Source organism: Paenibacillus sp. D2_2, from assembly GCF_031199965.1.
In the GTDB taxonomy this organism is placed as follows: Bacteria; Bacillota; Bacilli; order Paenibacillales; family Paenibacillaceae; genus Fontibacillus.
Window position 1 is genome coordinate 5,187,013 of the sequence record NZ_CP133605.1, and the last position, 17,903, is coordinate 5,204,915.

At 43.1% G+C, this 17,903-nt stretch carries 13 protein-coding genes and 4 pseudogenes; 2 read left to right on the top strand and 15 right to left on the bottom strand.

Annotated elements, in window-relative coordinates; genetic code table 11:
• Positions 1-8: 8 nt before the first annotated feature.
• Positions 9-2,658, bottom strand: a pseudogene (locus RE628_RS26640) (stalk domain-containing protein).
• A 692-nt stretch (positions 2,659-3,350) separates the two neighbouring features.
• On the opposite strand from RE628_RS26640, the gene RE628_RS26650 reads away from it, so the two are divergent.
• Both RE628_RS26650 and RE628_RS26655 read left to right on the top strand, forming a co-directional pair.
• A complete protein-coding gene (locus RE628_RS26650) occupies positions 3,351-3,527 on the top strand; it encodes a hypothetical protein (protein WP_309156371.1) in 177 nt (58 codons plus the stop codon).
• 98 nt (positions 3,528-3,625) lie between these two features.
• Positions 3,626-4,024, top strand: coding sequence for a hypothetical protein (locus tag RE628_RS26655; protein WP_309156372.1), 399 nt, complete (start codon positions 3,626-3,628; stop codon positions 4,022-4,024).
• Between the two features lie 60 nt (positions 4,025-4,084).
• On the opposite strand, the gene RE628_RS26660 is transcribed toward RE628_RS26655, so the two are convergent.
• The 14 genes and pseudogenes from RE628_RS26660 to RE628_RS26725 all read right to left on the bottom strand — a co-directional run bounded on the left by RE628_RS26660 (position 4,085) and on the right by RE628_RS26725 (position 17,765).
• Complete coding sequence (locus RE628_RS26660; protein ID WP_309156373.1) at positions 4,085-5,410, bottom strand: S-layer homology domain-containing protein; 1,326 nt, start codon at positions 5,408-5,410, stop codon at positions 4,085-4,087.
• On the bottom strand, positions 5,373-6,737 hold the full coding sequence (locus RE628_RS26665) for a SwmB domain-containing protein (RefSeq protein ID WP_309156374.1): 1,365 nt from the start codon (positions 6,735-6,737) through the stop codon (positions 5,373-5,375). Before RE628_RS26665 ends, RE628_RS26660 begins: the two co-directional genes overlap by 38 nt.
• 28 nt (positions 6,738-6,765) lie before the next feature.
• Positions 6,766-7,017 carry a hypothetical protein gene (locus RE628_RS26670; RefSeq protein ID WP_309156375.1) on the bottom strand — a complete coding sequence of 84 codons (252 nt, stop codon included), beginning with the start codon at positions 7,015-7,017 and terminating at the stop codon, positions 6,766-6,768.
• A 3-nt stretch (positions 7,018-7,020) separates the two neighbouring features.
• Positions 7,021-7,092 (bottom strand): annotated as a pseudogene (locus RE628_RS26675) (hypothetical protein); the annotation flags it as partial.
• Complete coding sequence (locus tag RE628_RS26680; protein WP_309156376.1) at positions 7,082-7,573, bottom strand: Ig-like domain-containing domain; 492 nt, start codon at positions 7,571-7,573, stop codon at positions 7,082-7,084. The pseudogene RE628_RS26675 and the gene RE628_RS26680, both read right to left, overlap by 11 nt.
• A gap of 11 nt (positions 7,574-7,584) precedes the next feature.
• The gene (locus tag RE628_RS26685) at positions 7,585-8,058 is read right to left on the bottom strand and encodes an Ig-like domain-containing domain (RefSeq protein WP_309156377.1); all 474 of its coding nucleotides are present in this window, start codon (positions 8,056-8,058) and stop codon (positions 7,585-7,587) included.
• Positions 8,059-8,252: 194 nt separating this feature from the next.
• Positions 8,253-9,454, bottom strand: a pseudogene (gene metK, locus RE628_RS26690) (methionine adenosyltransferase).
• 205 nt (positions 9,455-9,659) lie between these two features.
• A complete protein-coding gene (locus tag RE628_RS26695; RefSeq protein WP_309156378.1) occupies positions 9,660-9,929 on the bottom strand; it encodes an alpha/beta-type small acid-soluble spore protein in 270 nt (89 codons plus the stop codon).
• Between the two features lie 93 nt (positions 9,930-10,022).
• Positions 10,023-10,567: pseudogene (locus RE628_RS26700) on the bottom strand (hypothetical protein).
• Positions 10,568-10,673: 106 nt separating this feature from the next.
• Complete coding sequence (locus RE628_RS26705) at positions 10,674-11,312, bottom strand: hypothetical protein (protein ID WP_309156379.1); 639 nt, start codon at positions 11,310-11,312, stop codon at positions 10,674-10,676.
• On the bottom strand, positions 11,251-13,191 hold the full coding sequence (locus RE628_RS26710; protein ID WP_309156380.1) for a hypothetical protein: 1,941 nt from the start codon (positions 13,189-13,191) through the stop codon (positions 11,251-11,253). Before RE628_RS26710 ends, RE628_RS26705 begins: the two co-directional genes overlap by 62 nt.
• Positions 13,192-13,935: 744 nt before the next feature.
• Positions 13,936-16,218: a hypothetical protein gene (locus RE628_RS26715; protein WP_309156381.1), complete on the bottom strand. Its 2,283-nt coding sequence runs from the start codon at positions 16,216-16,218 to the stop codon at positions 13,936-13,938.
• Entirely contained in the window at positions 16,191-16,907 is a 717-nt protein-coding gene (locus RE628_RS26720) for an S-layer homology domain-containing protein (RefSeq protein WP_309156382.1), read from the bottom strand. The genes RE628_RS26715 and RE628_RS26720 overlap by 28 nt, the downstream gene beginning before the upstream one ends.
• Positions 16,908-17,423: 516 nt before the next feature.
• Entirely contained in the window at positions 17,424-17,765 is a 342-nt protein-coding gene (locus RE628_RS26725) for a hypothetical protein (protein WP_309156383.1), read from the bottom strand.
• Between the last annotated feature and the right edge of the window lie 138 nt (positions 17,766-17,903).

The following is a 17,903-nucleotide window of genomic DNA, read 5'->3' on the forward strand; positions in this document are numbered from 1 at the left end:
TTATCATATCATGATTCCAAGGTGATGGATTTGGTTTTATTGTCCCATTTTACCATGATCCCTAGCTGTTCGGATACTAGGCGAAGAGGGACAAGAGTCCTGCCGTTTACGATTATTGGAGATACATCTGCCTGCTTTTTAGAACCGTTGATGAAAATTCTTTCTTCCCTACAGTAAGCTCAAGCACCGTAGTACCTCTTGTTACCGTAATTTTCTTCGCTGTATTATTCCAGGCTGCACTGCCGCCGAAAGTATCAAGTACATATTTGATAGGAACATACGTGGTACTATTCTGTAGAAGCGGAGCCGCATCAATATTCTTCTTCTCGCCGTTCACAAGCATCGTCTTCTGCCCGATAGTCATCACTGCCTTAGCACTAGGGAAGCCTGTACCGCCGCCATCTGTAGCCGGAGCAGTGAAGCGAATATTGTCAAAGGACACGCTACCTGTCAGCGCACGCTCATCCTGACCCTCTTCGAGATTCACGACATAGAGTCTCTTGAGCTTAGCTGGATACTTGATTGCACTCGTAGTCAGATCGACCGTTAGTGTTCTCCAACCTGTAAAATCAATCTGTCTGGTCAAATCAACATAGACACTCTTGCCGTCAGCATCTGCAAACTCAGCGCGCAGCCAGTTCAGGCTGGAGTCACCTAGGACATTGATTGTCATCTTGGTTGAATCCTTAGGAATCTCTTTGCCTGTTGTACCATTCAGCTGTGCGTAGCCGAATTTATTTCCAACTCCGCCGCTTAGATCATAGTCAAGCTTCAGAACCTTCGAGTTTGCGCGATCACCTGTCCCTTGTACGACGGATGCCGTTCCCTTCACTTCAGCTGGCAAGCCGGTAAAGGACACTGGATAGGTTGTATTCTCGAAATTCTCCCAGATTTGCTCGGAGGATGTTGTAAATACGATTGGTGTTCCGCTGAAGCCGTCATATTTCGGAGTCGCATAGCCCACCTTCGCTCCCGCATTCACGGATTGCACGGAGAGTACGCCATCCTTAACACTTGCCTTCATGCCAGTCATTTCCCAACTTACTGAATCCGCAGGAATCGTTACCGTGTTGCCATTCTTAAGCGTTGCCGTAACCGGAACGGATACCGAGGTCCCCGCCTCAAGCGGCGCAGAAGATATGCCCGCACTTAGGCTATCCAGATCGTTGCCACCGAGAACCGTAATACTCACACTATTCTTAGCATCTCCGCTCACGGCAGTAATTGTCGACTTACCGGATTTAACAGCTTTGAAGCCATCACCAGTCCAGGTTATATTCCCGTTATCCGATTTCCATGTCGCCTGAATTCCTGAAGCGTCAACTGGGTTATAGTACGTATCATAGCCCTTCAAAGTATATGAAGCGGTCTGCCCGATCAATAGAGTGGTAGGGCCGCTCACTTTCAATCCCTTCAGTGACCCTTGTGGAGCTGTCGAGAATATGCCTAGGCCATTCGCTACTGCGCGTTGTCCGGCCGATCCATTAGAGGTAGTAAAGGTTAGAGTAGTCAATGTCTCAGCAAGTGGACGCGTTACCATCGTCGTCGATCCACCGCCATCAAGATTCAGGCCTTTCCATATGCCGATGCTGGTCATGAACTTCTGAAGCTCTGTCAACGTCAGGCCGCTGCTACTATTGTTACTCTCCGCCGTAATGAGATACGCTGTCTTGCCGTCCTTCGAGTAGCCTAATGCGGTTCTAGCGACTGCGCTGCTGCCGCTGATCAATGTCGTCGAGCGTGTGAACTGCGAAGCCTTCCCTTGATCCACGAGCAAAGTATGACCGCCGATCATCATCTTCAGATTAGCCGGATTAATCTCTTTCCCGCTGGTCAACGAATAAAGCTGGTAATTCGTATCAATCTGCTGCCCTACGGCCAAATGGCTAGTAACAAAGTTGGCCGCATCTCCATGGGCGCGCAAAATATATCCATCTGCCGGAACCAGCCCTGGAATCGCCGCTTTCACAGAAATCTGTTGGATGATACCATTCTGAACAAGCACTTCCGTCGGTGTCGTTGTGCTATCCACCGGGCGCGATTCAGACTTCCACGCACTCGTGTAAATATACATTTGATTCACATGGCTATAACCTTTGTCCGGCTCTGTCCGGTAAGCCTCTTGGTTAATACCAGAGAGTGGGAAGGTTCCCCCATCCGCGGCAAAGACCGTTCCGTTAAACCTAAACATATCGATCATTGGCGTACCGTCACTGGTCAAAGCAAAAGCATACATCCCTTCAAGCTGAGAAGGAGTCGTGATTACCGTTCCCTGTGATACGGCGCCCCCATCGCTACCCCTTGCCCAGTCATCGGGAAGAAGTCGCCATTAATCCCAGCCACGGCTCCAGTATCATTCGTCATGCCCTGGACCGTTTGTCTAGTCGTTAATTGCCCCCCCTTGCCAGTCATTACATCCATTTGTACATATGGATTCGTTAGATCGACTTCAATCACATCGGTTAGCACATTAACCTGCTTGCCCGAGCGTGTTGTCGTATACTGATATTTTACGAGTTTGGCACCTGAGGTAATCATCTCCTCACTCAGCTTCACCGTTTGTTCAGCTGCCGCATGAGCCTTTGAAGCGTTTCCGCTAAATGGCCCTAAACTCACTACAGGCTGGATCCAGATCAGTCCGGCCATCGTTACTAGCATCAACTTTTTCCCTTGATTCGTCGCCAGGCGCACCCACTTGTTCTCTTTTCTCGTCGCCTCTTGTCCTTGTCCTGTTGCCTCTCTTCTGACTACCATGAAATTTGCTACTCTCCCATCTATTATTTCAATAATCATCCCTCTAAATGTCTCTCATCAATCTATTACACTATTAATAGACTACATTTATCCCGAAAAGTTACGAAAAAGTAGTAATTTTCTTAGGAGAGAAGGAGAATTGGGGCAGGAGTTGGGGAGAAGCCCGGATAAACTCACTTTTCTAGAACTAATCGCTAGACTACTTGGGAGAATAAGTAGAAATCCTACAACTAATTCAGACCGTACTCCCATTCTTCGAGAATTAGTTGTAAATAGTACAACTAAATTTCCCATTTTGCTTCAAACTCGATATTTCAGATAATTTAACTGTAGGAAATCCAATTATTTTACACCCCTTTCTTATTTGTGAGAATCTAGTTGTACAAAATACAATTAATGACCACTTATCTCCTCACCTTGCTCTATCACTAGAACTCATTCCTATTCCAACTACCTCCCTAACATAGAAAATAGATCATAAATCTGATAGAATAGGAGTAAATTTACATACCTAATGTGGCGTAGAACGTCCCACCATTCATCAGAATGGTTGGGACGTTTTTTCGTTCCATAATAATCCTCAGGAGGTATTAAGAATGAATTTCGCAGCAGCACATCAAGCTTTTATCGATAAGCATGCAGAACAACAACGGGTGAGCGCCGGGGTAGGCTTCTTCGTGGACACGGGCATGGGGAAGCTCTATTTCTTAAAAATGTTTGGTGGCCCCTATTTGGAAATTTTGAAGATTTGCATCCCGAGTATGAAGTCCTAGATTGGCGCAGGAGATCCTATTTTGGTGATTTTGCATATTTACCCGGCCCTCTTAAATTTATGATCGAAATAAAGGGGTACGGTCCGCATGTTCAAGAAATGGATCGTCAAAAATACTGTAACGAACTGAATCGTGAACTCTTCATCCAGACCTTAGGATTCCGCATCATTTCCTTCGCCTATGACGATGTTTCAGATCGGCCCGAGTTATGTCAGTATTTATTGCAGTCATTACTTAATCGCTACCGAGTCCAGCAACAGCCCGTACAGCGAACGGTTATGGCGGAATCAGAAATCATAAGGTACGCACTCTCCTCTTCTCGCCAATCCATAAGCCCCAAGGAAATATCGCTTCACTTCCAAATTGATTACCGTACATCTGTGAAAATGTTGAGAGCCCTATGCAGTAAAGGTTGGCTACTCCCCATACACAGTGGCTCAGGTCAGCGGATTCATCGTTATGAATTAGCAAAAAACTCGGTCGATTATTTCACATAAAAAATCAACCTCCTATGCTCTATACAAGCATAGGAGGTTGTCATATTGGATAACTATTTATTAATTCAACTTATCTAGCACTCGCTTCAGCATTACTACAGCCTGACCACGGGTAGCATAGCCTTGTGGCTGAAAGGTCGTCTGCGTCATTCCTTGAATGATACCTTCCTGTACAGCCTTGGCGACGGTCACCTTGTTCTGGATTTTGGCTCCGTCTTTGAACTTCACCAAAATTTGCGTTCCGGAGCTGTTCGACAGATCGTACCCGGAATATTCCATCGCCCGTACCATCATCAGCGCCATTTGTTCACGGGTAATATTGCTATTAGGCTTAAATGTTCCATCGGAGTTACCATTAATAATTCCAGCCTTAGCCGCTGCTCCAATGTAAGCGCCTGTTGCCGAGCCTGGGACTACATCCGGGAAGCGACGCGCGCTCGATTCATCTCCGTCCAGCCCAAGCCCCTTAACGATGAATACCGCAAATTCTGCCCGAGTGATATTCTTGTCCGGTTCGAATTTCGTGCTGTTTTTCGACCGCGGCTCAACAATTAATTTACTTGCGAGTTCAGCGATTTCATTCTTCGCCCAATGCTTATTAATGTCATCAAAATAGCTATAACCTACAGCAGGTCCGATCACAGTATTGCCGCCAACAACGCCTGTAAATACAACCCCGGCTCCGCGAGTGCTTGCTTTTGATGGCGTGTATGCCGCGACACCAGAACCCATGTCGTACTTGATCAACGACGCCGTGCTTGCCGGTACTTGCTTCGTAGTGTAAATATATATCTTTCCTTTATGCGCCACTTCCGCCGAGGTGGTGGTGCCTGCGACATTAGCATTAATATATACTTCTACCGGATCACCCAGGGCGCTGATTGTAATCGCCCCGTTGGAGGATAGAGCCGGAAGTTGTACCTTTGGCACAGATTCCATCCGAATTGTAAGACTAACCGAAGCAAACGAATTTGTGCTTACCAATCGCGAAATATCCGTAAAAGGAATCTTCTCTATCGGAAGCTCGTAAAGAACATCCCCATACCTGATTGCCAACGACGCTATCTTCCCGCTGCTGTACAGGTCCATCAACGGATTTAGCGGCACGGCTACTTCTGCAGCCTTCTCGGTAGAAGGAACCTCGAATACTAGTAATTTCTGAGTTCCAGGAGTACTGCCTATAAAACCGAGCGACTCTTTTAACTTCGCGCTGTCCAGCGTATATTTCGTTATCATCTGGCCGTATCGCGAACGGTCTACCGAGGTCTGGGCCGTATTCAAAGCCAATCCATAGCCGGAAAGGCCAAAATCATTGCTTGACCAAAAACTTAAATACGATGGTTGTCCACTACTTCCCGGCGTTGTCGTCGTATCTGCCTCCGTCAAGTTCGTAACCTGGCATGCTGCTGTAGCCCTTCATCACATTCCCTGCATTGTCATACAGCATCGTGCCGCTCGACATATAGGATACGAGCACAGACTGTCCCGCTTTTACCGGATTGACGAGCTTCAACGTAACGGTGTCTCCGCTTACGCTGGCAGATTGCAGACTTTGACTCGTATTATCTAGATCAACATAGAACTGATTGATCGGAAATACCGCAACTGATTTCAAGGATGAAGTATAACTAATCGTTATCGTATCGCCACGTACTATAGCGGAGCGAATGCCTTCGATTACTACATTGTACTGAACGGGCTCCAAATTGATATATCCGGCCAGGTTACCGTTCAGATCGGCAATCCCGTCAATACCCGATACATAGGAAATAGTTACATTTTGTCCCTGTGCAAAGGAAGATGCCAACGTCAAGAACACCTGATTCGATACAATCTCTACATTGGTTACATACACCGGTGAATTGTTCACAAGTACAGAAAACTGGCTCTTCATCGGGATGTCAGTTGTACTTAAGGCTTCATTATAGGTTAAAATGATCTTATTTCCCGATCCTTCCGAACGCTTCAGAACCGGAGGCTTCGTATCATAGGTGTTTCTAACGTAATAATCGCGAAACGCCGCGATATTCTGTCCGTTATAATCTTGCAGCGGATAATCACCGGGAGTATACGATACTTTCACCGCATCTCCATCAGATACCGAGGATCTTAAATAAAGTGTAACCACGGAGCCGCTTTGGTCAATTCGGTCAATACTTCGCGAGCTTCCATTTACATCTACCCTAAATTGTTCATAGGCGTAACGGGAGACGCTTTTTAAAGAATCACTAAAATGCAAGGTTAGAGTCGAACCTGAGACATATCCGTCTTCTGGTTTTGGTAGTACTGAATCTACTCCGTTCGTCACAACTTTGCCGGAGAACGAAGCAGCTACATTACCGTTCAAATCCTGAACCGGGCGTACTCCGCTACCTGTGTAACTTATCTGTATATTTTGCCCTACAGCAACCCCTGTTTGTAAAGTGACATATACACTCGAACCAGAGATGTATGAGTTGCTGATACGACGCGTTTCCCCATTTACAGTTACTGCAAAACTGGAGGTGAGCAGATTAATGGATGAGTCCAATGTTTTGTTATACTGAAGCCTAATCGAAGTATTACTTTGCATCACGGCACTTTGTAACACTGGAGCAGTTCTATCCGTTACACTCGTCTGGAAGGTCCAGCTATTCGAACCACTTAATCCATTAAAGTTTGTGCCTGTTGCCTTATCTACGACAGCTTCTTTGTCTATATCGATGTAATACACTGTTCCTTCTCGAAGATTGCTTTCAGGCTTAATTGTTAGCTTCGTACCAGGTAGCTGTAATTGTTGCCGGTATAGTTGAATTGGAGCCTTGCTGTCTTAGAGTAACCTTACCTGGATTATTCAATATTATCTCGCGGTTAAAAGTAGCTACCATATTGCTAGTGATAGATACACTTGTACTGCCATCACTAGGGCTTAAGCTAAACTTCAACACATCGGATGCGGATGTCCCAGTTGTGAATGACCACGTTTGTGGCCCTGGTGTTTCATTTCCATCCATATCTTTAAAGGCACCCTTAGGTACACTTACCGTATAAGTCGTATTATAGCTCAGTGTTGGCCAACTAATGGCGATACTGCTCGTTCCTCCCCGTTACATTGGCCGAGGTAACATCGATTTGTGACTTATATGAACCGCTTTTATCTTGAATCGTAATACTTCCATTGCTTGGATATACGGGCCGTGTGAAATTCAACTGCCCTTTTGTCTTAATATCTACTCCACTGGCGCCATTCTTCGGCGTTGTCGGATTTGACCCATTCCACCCAACAGCTGATCCTTGTACATCGAAGTACCACACCTGGGCGCTACTGATTCCAGCATAATATTGCTCATCCACATCTTTAAAGGCATTCATATCAATTAAAATATAATAACGTTCTCCCGCAACGAGTCCATTTACTGTAAAAGAAGCTTTAGCTCCGTCAATTTCCACTTTATTTGCCGGAAACTTAATCGACTCATTTGTGGATGCTCGTACCAGCGACACCTGGCCACTACCAGCTAGAACAGGTTTATTGAACGTTATGCTAAATTTCTGAGAACTTCCTGGCACCGTAGACTGTGTTACCGGCGAAAAGGGTGAGGAGTCAGCAAGTACTGGTGCTTTGCTCCCGCATTGCTTAAGGTCGTAAACGTAAGGTCAATCGCTTCGGATTTCACGGCTTCTTTTGCCGCATCTACGAATGCACCTTCTTTTCCTACCACATGATATGTTGTGTTGTAATCTAAGCTACCGCCAGGAAGCGCGATTTCCATCCCCCTGATCACGTACCCTTGCGGCGTAATTTCCTTACTGACCAACTCTTCCTCGCTCTTGTCACCATTTACTTTGAATACGGTAATCGTTCCATTCCCTTCTCGAACGTTCCGATCAAAAGTAAGTTGAATGGCTTTGATTCCTACTGCTACCCCTTTATCCCCATTAGTAGGGGTAACAGCCACTTTAAACGAAGTTTCTTCTGCCGCCGATACGATCACTCCTAGCAACGTATTCAGCACCAGAATTATAGCTAATGCTACTGATAATTTTCTTCTCATTTCTAGCAACCTTCCTCTCTCTATCTATTCTCACTGGTATATGTAAAACAGCCACATGGCGAGTATACGTACACTTACTATTATTAACGGCAAAAATCGCTACCAAGTTTAGGAATGGGCAAAATAAAAACGGATATCCACTTCCCGGTAGGAATTGAATATCCGTTTATTTACTTCATAAATATTTCCGCAATTTAGATACCGGCTTGCTCTTTCAAAGCCTCTGCCTTATCTAGACGCTCCCAAGGCAAGTCTAGATCTGTACGGCCAAAATGTCCGTAAGCCGCTGTCTGACGATAAATCGGACGGCGCAGATCCAGCATGCGAATAATACCCGCTGGACGAAGATCGAAATTGTTGCGCACAAGCTCAACCAGCTTCTCTTCCGGAACTTTACCTGTACCGTAAGTATCTACGTTGATCGATACCGGAGTCGCAACACCGATTGCATAAGCCAGTTGGATTTCAACCTTATCAGCCAACCCTGCAGCTACGAGGTTCTTCGCAACATAACGGGCAGCGTACGCAGCAGAACGGTCCACCTTCGTCGGATCCTTACCGGAGAAGGCACCGCCGCCATGACGTGCATATCCGCCATAGGTGTCAACGATGATCTTACGGCCTGTAAGCCCCGCATCCCCTTGCGGTCCACCGATAACGAAGCGGCCAGTTGGGTTAATATAGTACTTCGTCTCTTCATCAAGCAGTTCTGCAGGAACTACTGGAAGAATGACTTGCTCTTTAATATCTTTTTGAATTTGTTCCAATGTAATATCTTCAGCATGCTGCGTAGATACTACAATCGTATCGACACGCTTCGGCTTGCCATCCACGTATTCGATAGTAACTTGCGTCTTGCCATCAGGACGAAGATAGTCAAGTGAACCATCTTTGCGTACCTCAGAGAGACGGCGAGCAATACGATGAGACAGTGCAATCGGAAGCGGCATAAGTTCAGGTGTCTCATTTGTCGCAAAGCCGAACATAAGGCCCTGGTCACCTGCACCAATGTTTTCCGTTTCCTTATCCATTTGTGCCGGATCACGATGTTCAAGTGCTGCGTTGACCCCTTGAGCGATATCCGCAGATTGTTCATTTAAGGATGTAAGTACCGCACAAGTATTATAGTCAAAACCGTACTTGGCACGAGTATAACCAATCTCTTTGATGGTGTTACGTACGATTGAAGGGATATCTACATATTCCGATTTCGTGCTGATCTCGCCAATGACAAGTACAAGACCTGTAGCTACGGACACCTCACAAGCTACCGCGCATTTGGATCATTCTCCAGGAATGCATCAAGCACCGCATCGGAGATCTGATCACAAATCTTATCCGGATGCCCTTCGGTTACGGACTCGGATGTGAATAAATGTCGCCCTTGAATGGACATTAAATCAACCTCCCCATATGAATAGTATGGCATTCAATACTATATATTAGTAATGAATTCGAGGAGTTCAGGTCCAGACAGAACCTAAAAATCAAAAAATGAACCTTTTCCTGAGCGGAAAAGGTTGATTTGACAATCCTCAAAAGTCATATTAGCGTATTTAGAAGTTCATGTCAAAATAAAATGAGACAATTACAGTTGGAACTTACAAGGAAAAGTCCCGTTCTGCCTGGGCAACAAGTCGCTTGGTAATCTCTCCGCCTACGGAACCAACCTCACGGGAAGTTAAATGTCCCCAGTAGCCTCCGCTAGACGAACCGCCCAAAGCCCCCAGCTCACCGGCAAATTCAGTATCCGTACCACCTGCACCGTCTGCTCCACCAACAGGCAATCCAAATTCTGCAGCGATCTCATATTTCCATTGATTCAACACTTCGCGACTCTCAGGAACAACTTTACGATTACTTCTTGCCATGACTTGATACACCTCCTGATTATTGTGGGTCAGGAATAGTATGTGTCTAGTACATGGCACTAATCGTATTAATGTTTGTTACTTATGGAAGTATTACTTAATTTGATATCCGCCACGAACCATAACCGTCAGATTATGGGTATCTCCTTCTTGCACTTGAATACCCGGCCTGCTCTTGGGAAAGATAACAAATGATTATTCGATACCGCGCGACCGTTAGTAATGTCTACTCCATCGGTCAAATCAGCGACACCGTTCTTATCTTCACTATAAATCGCAGCTTTACCCGCACGAACAATAAATTCCGTACCAGCTGAAGCGATCAGAATCTGTCCCGGCTTCACATCCACAATTTTCACCTCATCGCCTGCAGAGGATGTAGAAGAACCATTATCTCCGCCATCTGGTTTAGATGGCTCTGTAGGCGTCGTAGGAGCCGTTGGTGCTGTGCTGCCTCCACCTTTCAAAGCTTGTTGAATAGCTTGATCTACATAACTCTTCGTCACGACCGGATCATCCGAAGTTCCAGGCTGATTCGTCACACCTGCTCCCTCTGCGCGTAAATTCATTAATGACCCTGCCCATAAACTCCCGCCAATCAATACAACTGCGGCTGTCACTTTCCATGCTGTCTTCATCATGTTCCTCCTCTATATCCCTATAAGTCTATTACTTCTAATGATAGTGGTTTTGATAGATTGGAACAAGCAAAAATCCCCGAGAGGGGATTTTATGCTTCTGAACCTATTCTTCAACTGTAGAATAATAATTGAATCCTTGTGTGCCAAGCAGTAATTTCTGACCTTGGAACACATCATAAATATTCAGTTTAAAGCTACCGATCTTACGATCCTGGAAAACAGCGTCTTCAAAGCTGAATCCAGCACTACCGCCATTCATCAATTTCAAGTCTGTCTCAGGAGTAAATTCCTTCTCAAAAGTACGGCCGGATGAATCAACAACCTCGAACAAATACTTATGACCAAACTCTCCAATGTTATATTCCATATCCCGTTTCTGATTATATTCAAAATTCAGATATACGGAAGTGGATCCATTTAGAGTAGCTTTCACACTCTTAACAGTCAGTGTATACGGGAACAGATCCAGATCAGATAGATTACCTCTGCTGTTTGGTGCACTAACTCCTAACTCTAGTGCAGCCGCATTAATATATCCGGTCGGCACTTCCTTAACAGTTGACAATTTGTTATCTGTGATACCTTCCCCTATAATCAGCTTCATATCGCTTGCTGTAATCTTTTTCGGAATTTTAGCCCACAGCGTAACAATACTCTTCTCTTCCGGTCCAGAGGATGTTTCAATCTGACTGACCGTAGCCTTGTAAGTTTGACCCCCAGATGCTTGATAGGAACCTGGCAAATTGTGAAAGATCGATTTGATGATCCTCTTTGTTAGTTACCTCAAGGTCCGTATAAATTAGATCGGAGCCAGCCCCATTGTACACAAACGAACGAAGTACTCTGATGCCTTCCTTATGACCTTCAGTATCAATAGAATAAGTCTCACCGTTTGCAATAGTAGATAATTGCGGAACAGCTCCAGCATGACTGAATTGCATCCATTCTGAAGTACTCTCGCCTACTTTTTGCAATAAAGAAATTTGAAGCTGACTAAAATCAAGATAATTTGGAACCTTGGATATTACATACACGTCCGTGGACATATTGCCACCCAACAAACCTACGCTCTGAGTAGTAATTAATTTGGAGTCGGAAGTAAGCTTGGCCTGATCGACTTTAAGTTGTCCTGTAAGCTCCGGAAGTAATATCGTTTTAAAACTAGGGTTATAAATAGTAATTCTTGCAGAGACAAGATCACTGTCGCTCCAAGGCAATCTCTGCAAGGAAGACAACTTGAATCCTACGAGACCCTGACTGGTCTGAACAAATTGTTGCTGGCCAATCATGTTCTGCATCGATTGTATTTCAGGCATTGCAAAGATCCCTACTGGATAGCTGAAACTATCTTTCACATCCTCTGCTGCCGGCAAACTCATGAACAACTGTGGATCAACTGCACTTACGTTGGCAGGAATCGTCACATTAAATGAGATTGTCTTCTCTTCAAGAGGTTGTAACGATAAGTTATCAATAACTTGCGAATCGATTGGCAAGCGGTAACCATCTGAAGTTTGCAAATCAAATTGATACTTAGGAATTTTCACAGTTGTTCCGCTTGTATTTCTTAATACTACTCGAATCGATAAATCATGTTCATCGAAGCTTTGCAGCATCGATGCCCCATTAACACGAACCGCGATTTTTCCATTGCCTATGGAGATGAACTTATCTGTATTTGCCTCAATAGCAAGTGACTTATTAGCTACACTCGGCAATTGCATCGTTGCAATTGGCAAGCTAAGTTTTGCAGTCTCGTCATCCTGGACCAATTGCAGCTCCATTTTGTCCAACTTGATACTTTTTGGAATTTTTGTCATTAAATTTAAAGTTTTATTATCCTGTGGCTGTATTTTATAATCCGAACTGGTTGGATCAGCCGTCAATGGATAACTGGCACCGCTAGCTGTTTTAATAACAAACTTCACTTTTGGATCTTCAAAGATTTTGTAGCCAATATTCTGCAGGTTCAAACCCACACTAACATAGTTATAATCACCGGAAGCAAATGCAGCGACCTGATTTACTTTCGCTTTAACCGGTGTATCGAACACTTTCAATGTTTTCGATTGATTCGCTGGGGTGGATGTCAGATAGGAGGCTGGAATCTTAAATTGGCCTTTTAAGCTTTCATAACCAGTTTGACTGAAATCCCATTTTATCACTTGAAAGACAAGGTCGCTGATCTTCGTATTCTTACCGACTTTGGCCACAAAGGTCAATGTCGTAGAAGACCCCGCAGACAGCTTCTTCTTATCTTTATCTTTCGTCATTAAGGTTGTACTATATTTCGTTCCACTGGCCGTTTTCACTTTCGACCAATAATCTAATAAATCCAACGTCTTTCCATCACCATTTTTGATAGTCAACGTATACGTAAGTATGCTTTCTTCATCCAAGGTTAAAATATTCACATCTGTTAGAGATGCAGTGCTCTTGGCGGAAATCTTCACAGGTTGAAGATTTGCTAATGTATGTACAGTCGTAGTTGTCTGTTTCGTTGCCGGATTCGTAGTAGATTTAGTCGTTGTTGCTCCCGCTGCCAATGCACCTTGAGAGTTTGTCAGCAGCATCGCTATCCCAATCGTCGCTGCTAGTGCAGAAGTTTTTTTCTTTTCCAATTTCTCGCCTCCTCGTATATTAAGAGTAACCCATTATTTTGTGATTGTTCACATCTCGTAAGTTAGTGCTGCTGTTGATAACTTGCTAGGAACTTACCCAACGCTGCAAATCCTAGAGTGGTGATCCCATACGAGAAGTAATTTGTTCTCCAACTGACCATCCAATGAATATTTATGGAGTACCCAAGAGTCTGGGTCTGGCTTGTTCAGGGTCACCTCCTGTAAAAAATGTGGTCAATTTAAAATATATTAATTGGAGACTTAATCAAATCACTACCCCGTACATTACTTCCCCTAAAGATTAAACGTTTAATAGAGAAAAAGGTTTCCTAATAAACTATATTTTCTTCCATACTAACACTAAAAGCTTAAATATAGCTGAAGAGAAGCTTAATAACTGTATCACAAAAAAAAGATCTCACCAGAATTAACTAGTGAAAACTTTATTCAGTATTACGGATATTACAACACTCACCTAGTTTCCATTACAATGTACTATTTTCGTTCCACTTACCGTAATCCAATAAATTCATCGCTTTCCCATCACTGTTATTGATGGACAATGTATAAGTAAGTATGCTTTCTTCATCCAAAGTCTAGATATTCACATTTGTTATAGCTGCTGTGCATTTGGCGGGAATCTTCACAGATTGACGATTGGCTAAAGGATAGAAAATATTTCGATATGCTGAAATTAAAAAATCGAGAGCCACATATGTGACCCTCGATTAAAACTACAAATTATTATTTACCATCAATTACTTTTGTAGTTTTAGTAAAACCAGCTGCTTTATTTTCATCTGCGCTCTTATCTACAATGAAGTCAGATCCTTTGAACTTAACAGTGTAAGCAGAATCTTTAGTTCTTGCATCATCATGAAGTTCGATGGTAACTGTGTTACCATTAACAACTACATCGAATTGGTCAGCTTTAAGAACTTTGCCGTCCCATTTACGAGTAATCTCAAATGCAGAATTCAAGAATTCCACTGGAGCAATAGCTTTGACTCCTTCTGTAAATGTAGCTGTGATTGTTCCAGCTACTGCATCAGAAGCCAAATCGCCTACCAACTCAGGACTTACTTCATCTTTAATATCTGCACTTGCAATAACAGGATCTTTTACATCAACCTTGCCAACCAGTGTAGTCAATGCTGAAAGAACTTCAACACCCAAGTTTTCGGTAGTAGTGAAGGACTCTTTCAAGTTAAGCTTGATAACATTGCTGCCATCAAATTTAACAGAGTTCACAGTATAAACACCAGCTGTTGCAGACGGAGATGTAACTTTGAAAGCATCTTTAGATGCTGCTGTGACTGTAGCATTAAATTCAAGTTCTAGAGTTTGCTTACCAGTCAACTTAGCAGATTTAACTTTCAATTCCTTATAATCAGTGCTAGTCAGATCAATTTTGTTAGTGATAGTAACACCACCAACAGTATCATTGGCATTTACAAACTCATACAGCAAGTTGCCGTTCGTGTCTTTTAATCCAAGAACGTACAATTCAGTTACATCACCAGTTGTAATCTTTTTGTTCTCAGCAAATCTAATCATAAGTGCTTTGCCGCCGTTCAATGGCTGAAGCTCAGCAATTGCATCTGTCATAGCTTGTTTCTTACCATCAACAGTAACATAGAAGTTAGAGTTGTTAAATGTAGAAACATCCATTGCCTTATCAAATGTCAGCAATACAGTGTTACCACTAACAAGAACATTCTGGTCAAGTTTAGGTGTTTCTTTATCGCCGCGTACTACTTTACCCGAATAGTCGAGCATAGTATTATGCAGACGAGTGCTATCTTGAAGGTTCTTAATAGTAAGTTTGTTCTCGCCTACTGACAATGCTTTGTAAGTTTTAATAATAACGATGTTTTTGTCAGCACCGAATGATGCTGATTCAACTGGAAGAACATCGCCATCTTTGTTTACAACTGAATAGTTGTCAACATTATCTACTTGATACAAGTCTTTGCTGAATGTAACTTTGATTGTATCTGGATCTGTAACTTCAGCTTTTGTAACTTCAGGGCGAGTTTGGTCGATCTCTGGAGTTACTACTACAGAAGCATCTTTAGCGATCTTGTTGCCAGAGAAGTCAGTTACATTTTCTACGTAGATTGTAACTGGACCAGTTGGCAAGCCATTGTCATCATTGTTGAAAGTGAACTTGTATTTGTTATCAGCGACTTGAGAAACTTTGTTAGCTTCTTTATTGCTACCGCTGGATTTCCAGAATACATCAGACTCATCAAATGTGTCTGGGTCTACTTCTTCAGAGAAAGTAATAGTTACACTTTCCAGAGTTGCAGTAGCTTCTGCAATCGTTGGAGCAGTTGTATCTTCTACTACTGTGAACTGATGAGTCGAAGTCAATCCAGTGAAGCCTGCGAAGTCATTAACACCCTTAACTACCAACTTGTGGTCAGCTACGGAAAGAGCACCAGCATATGGAGTCAATACATATGTTCTGGAGTTCAGTTCTTTAACATCGCCATAGTATGCAGAACCATCCAATTCAAAGTTGCCTTGAGCTACACCAGATACAGGCTCACTGAAAGTAACTTTGATCGATTTAGTTCCCAAAGATTTAACAGCTGTTACTTCAGGAAGGTCGTTATCAGCAACTGTGAATTCAACTTCCTTAGCAGAAACTGTGTTGCTACCTGCTTTAACATTAGCTACACTCAAGTATTCCACTTTATTGTTAGTGAATTGGTTGTTAAGAGTCAATGTTACAGACTTAGCATCATCGGACAAAACAGCCGATTTGATAACTCTGCCGGACTTCAAAGTGTAGTTAGCAACATTCTCAGCAGTATCTTTGTCTACTTTACCGTCGAAAGTTACAACAGCTTCTTTCAAGTTAGAAGCAGCTACTTTCTCAACTTTAGTAGCGTCAGTTACTACCAAAGTAACAGTGTATTTCAACACTTTACCGTCTTTAGTAGTGTACTCAAGCTCAGTAGCTTTGTTAGCTTCAAGAGCTTTCTCCAAAGTTACTTCAACAACTTCGCCAGTGGACAAGTCAACTTAACATGAGTTGCATCAATAGCTTCAGCTTTAGCTACTTTCAATTGGGACTCTTCGTAGATTGCATATGCAGCAACGATTGCTTGGGAACGGCTAGCGTTAGCTTGGTAGTTGATACCAGCGTCGATAAACCCGCCCTTAACAGCTGCTTCTACATAGCCTTTAGCCCACTCAGTAGCAGTGTTGTTAGTTTCAGTTGGAACTTCAAGTTTCAATGCACGAACCAGAACTGCAGCGAGTTCTTGAACGGAAAGGTTACCACTTGGGTCGAACAATTTCTTCTCAGTGTTCTTACCTTCCATGATTCCCGCTTGAGTTACAGCTTCGATGTAAGTACGTGCCCAGTGCTTAGCATAGTTCTTATCGTTGTAAGAAGTAGCGTCAACTGGAGCAAGGTCAGTTGCTTTAGTGATGATCTTAGCCAATTCAGCACGAGTCAGGCTTCTGTCCAAGTGGGACAATCCATCTGGGAAACCTTCTACGATACCAGCGTCTTTCAATGCGTTAAATTGTTGTTCTGGTGTCAACTTAGCGTCAGCACCGAATGCTACAGTAGCAAACATGGAGAATGCCATTGCTGTAGACAAAGCTACGGATAAAATTTTCTTCATAACCTTTTTTTCTCCTCCTTGATTAACTATCACATAAGAGTTTTCTTTAATTGAATAGCTCGTGTTACTCATTAGCCATTGCACCCCCTTTCCAGAGTCTGAGCAGAGTTCCTATAAATTAGGTCTGCGACAAAGCCGCAGAAACTTATAAACTATGAGGCAAGCTAATAGAATGTAGAAGTAGACTAGTTTCCTAATCCTACCTAAACATTATACAATGAGTCCCAAGTGCCGTAAAGTTAATTTTTCTAAAAGATAGACAAGTTTCCCCATGAGGAACATGTTGGGATGTCTAAATTTGGTCCTCATCATCATGCTCACAATCTTAAACGCAGTAGAATAAAAAAAGTTGCGCCTATTTCAAAAAAAATTGCAAGATTGTTACCTTTTCTATTGTTCTCCTGCATTTCATCATATTGTCACGTGTTCCTGCTGACGGAAATTAGTATAACACCCCTGAATCTCCCAAGTCACCGTGCAAGTTTTTCCAGATCAATATTCTAAATATATGTACGAGTAACACAAATAAGACGTCCAAATTTGGACGCCTTATTGGGCAAATAAATAGCTTATGATTGCAATTTATTATTATCTAACTCTCATCGCCAATTGAATAATCCGGCTGCGCATCTTAGGATCAGAGTTCAGCTTCAAATACATATCATCAATTGCTTGCTTGTTATCCTTGTATTCCTTCTCATGCTTCATTGTATTATGAGACCATTCAATTAATTCATTCTCGGCATCACGCAGATCATTGAAAGCTTGGTGGAAACCTGTCTCTATAACAAGCCCCTCCATAACCAGTTGAGTTACTTCTTGTTCCTTAGCAATCTCTTCAATTCTCTTCTCCAATACTTTGGATCTATCCTCAAACTTTCTCTTTGCCTTTGAATATCCTAGTTGCGGTTTTGACAATATCGGTTTCATCAGTTCAAATTCACCCTTTTTGCAAAAAATGTTCTTCTGAATATTGTACTTGATCTTTCTTACTCTGCCTATTGTAACTTAATCCCCAACAAATTACAAAAAGATGTAATTGGAAAAAAATATCCCCTTGCCGCAATC

What these genes read in the sequence shown, in the direction of transcription:
- RE628_RS26720 (WP_309156382.1), bottom strand. Translation starts at nt 16,907, where the DNA reads ATGAGTAACACGAGCTATTCAATTAAAGAAAACTCTTATGTGATAGTT.
- RE628_RS26650 (WP_309156371.1), top strand. Translation starts at nt 3,351, where the DNA reads ATGAATTTCGCAGCAGCACATCAAGCTTTTATCGATAAGCATGCAGAA.
- RE628_RS26655 (WP_309156372.1), top strand. Translation starts at nt 3,626, where the DNA reads ATGGATCGTCAAAAATACTGTAACGAACTGAATCGTGAACTCTTCATC.
- RE628_RS26670 (WP_309156375.1), bottom strand. Translation starts at nt 7,017, where the DNA reads ATGGATGGAAATGAAACACCAGGGCCACAAACGTGGTCATTCACAACT.
- RE628_RS26725 (WP_309156383.1), bottom strand. Translation starts at nt 17,765, where the DNA reads ATGAAACCGATATTGTCAAAACCGCAACTAGGATATTCAAAGGCAAAG.
- RE628_RS26685 (WP_309156377.1), bottom strand. Translation starts at nt 8,058, where the DNA reads ATGAGAAGAAAATTATCAGTAGCATTAGCTATAATTCTGGTGCTGAAT.
- RE628_RS26695 (WP_309156378.1), bottom strand. Translation starts at nt 9,929, where the DNA reads ATGGCAAGAAGTAATCGTAAAGTTGTTCCTGAGAGTCGCGAAGTGTTG.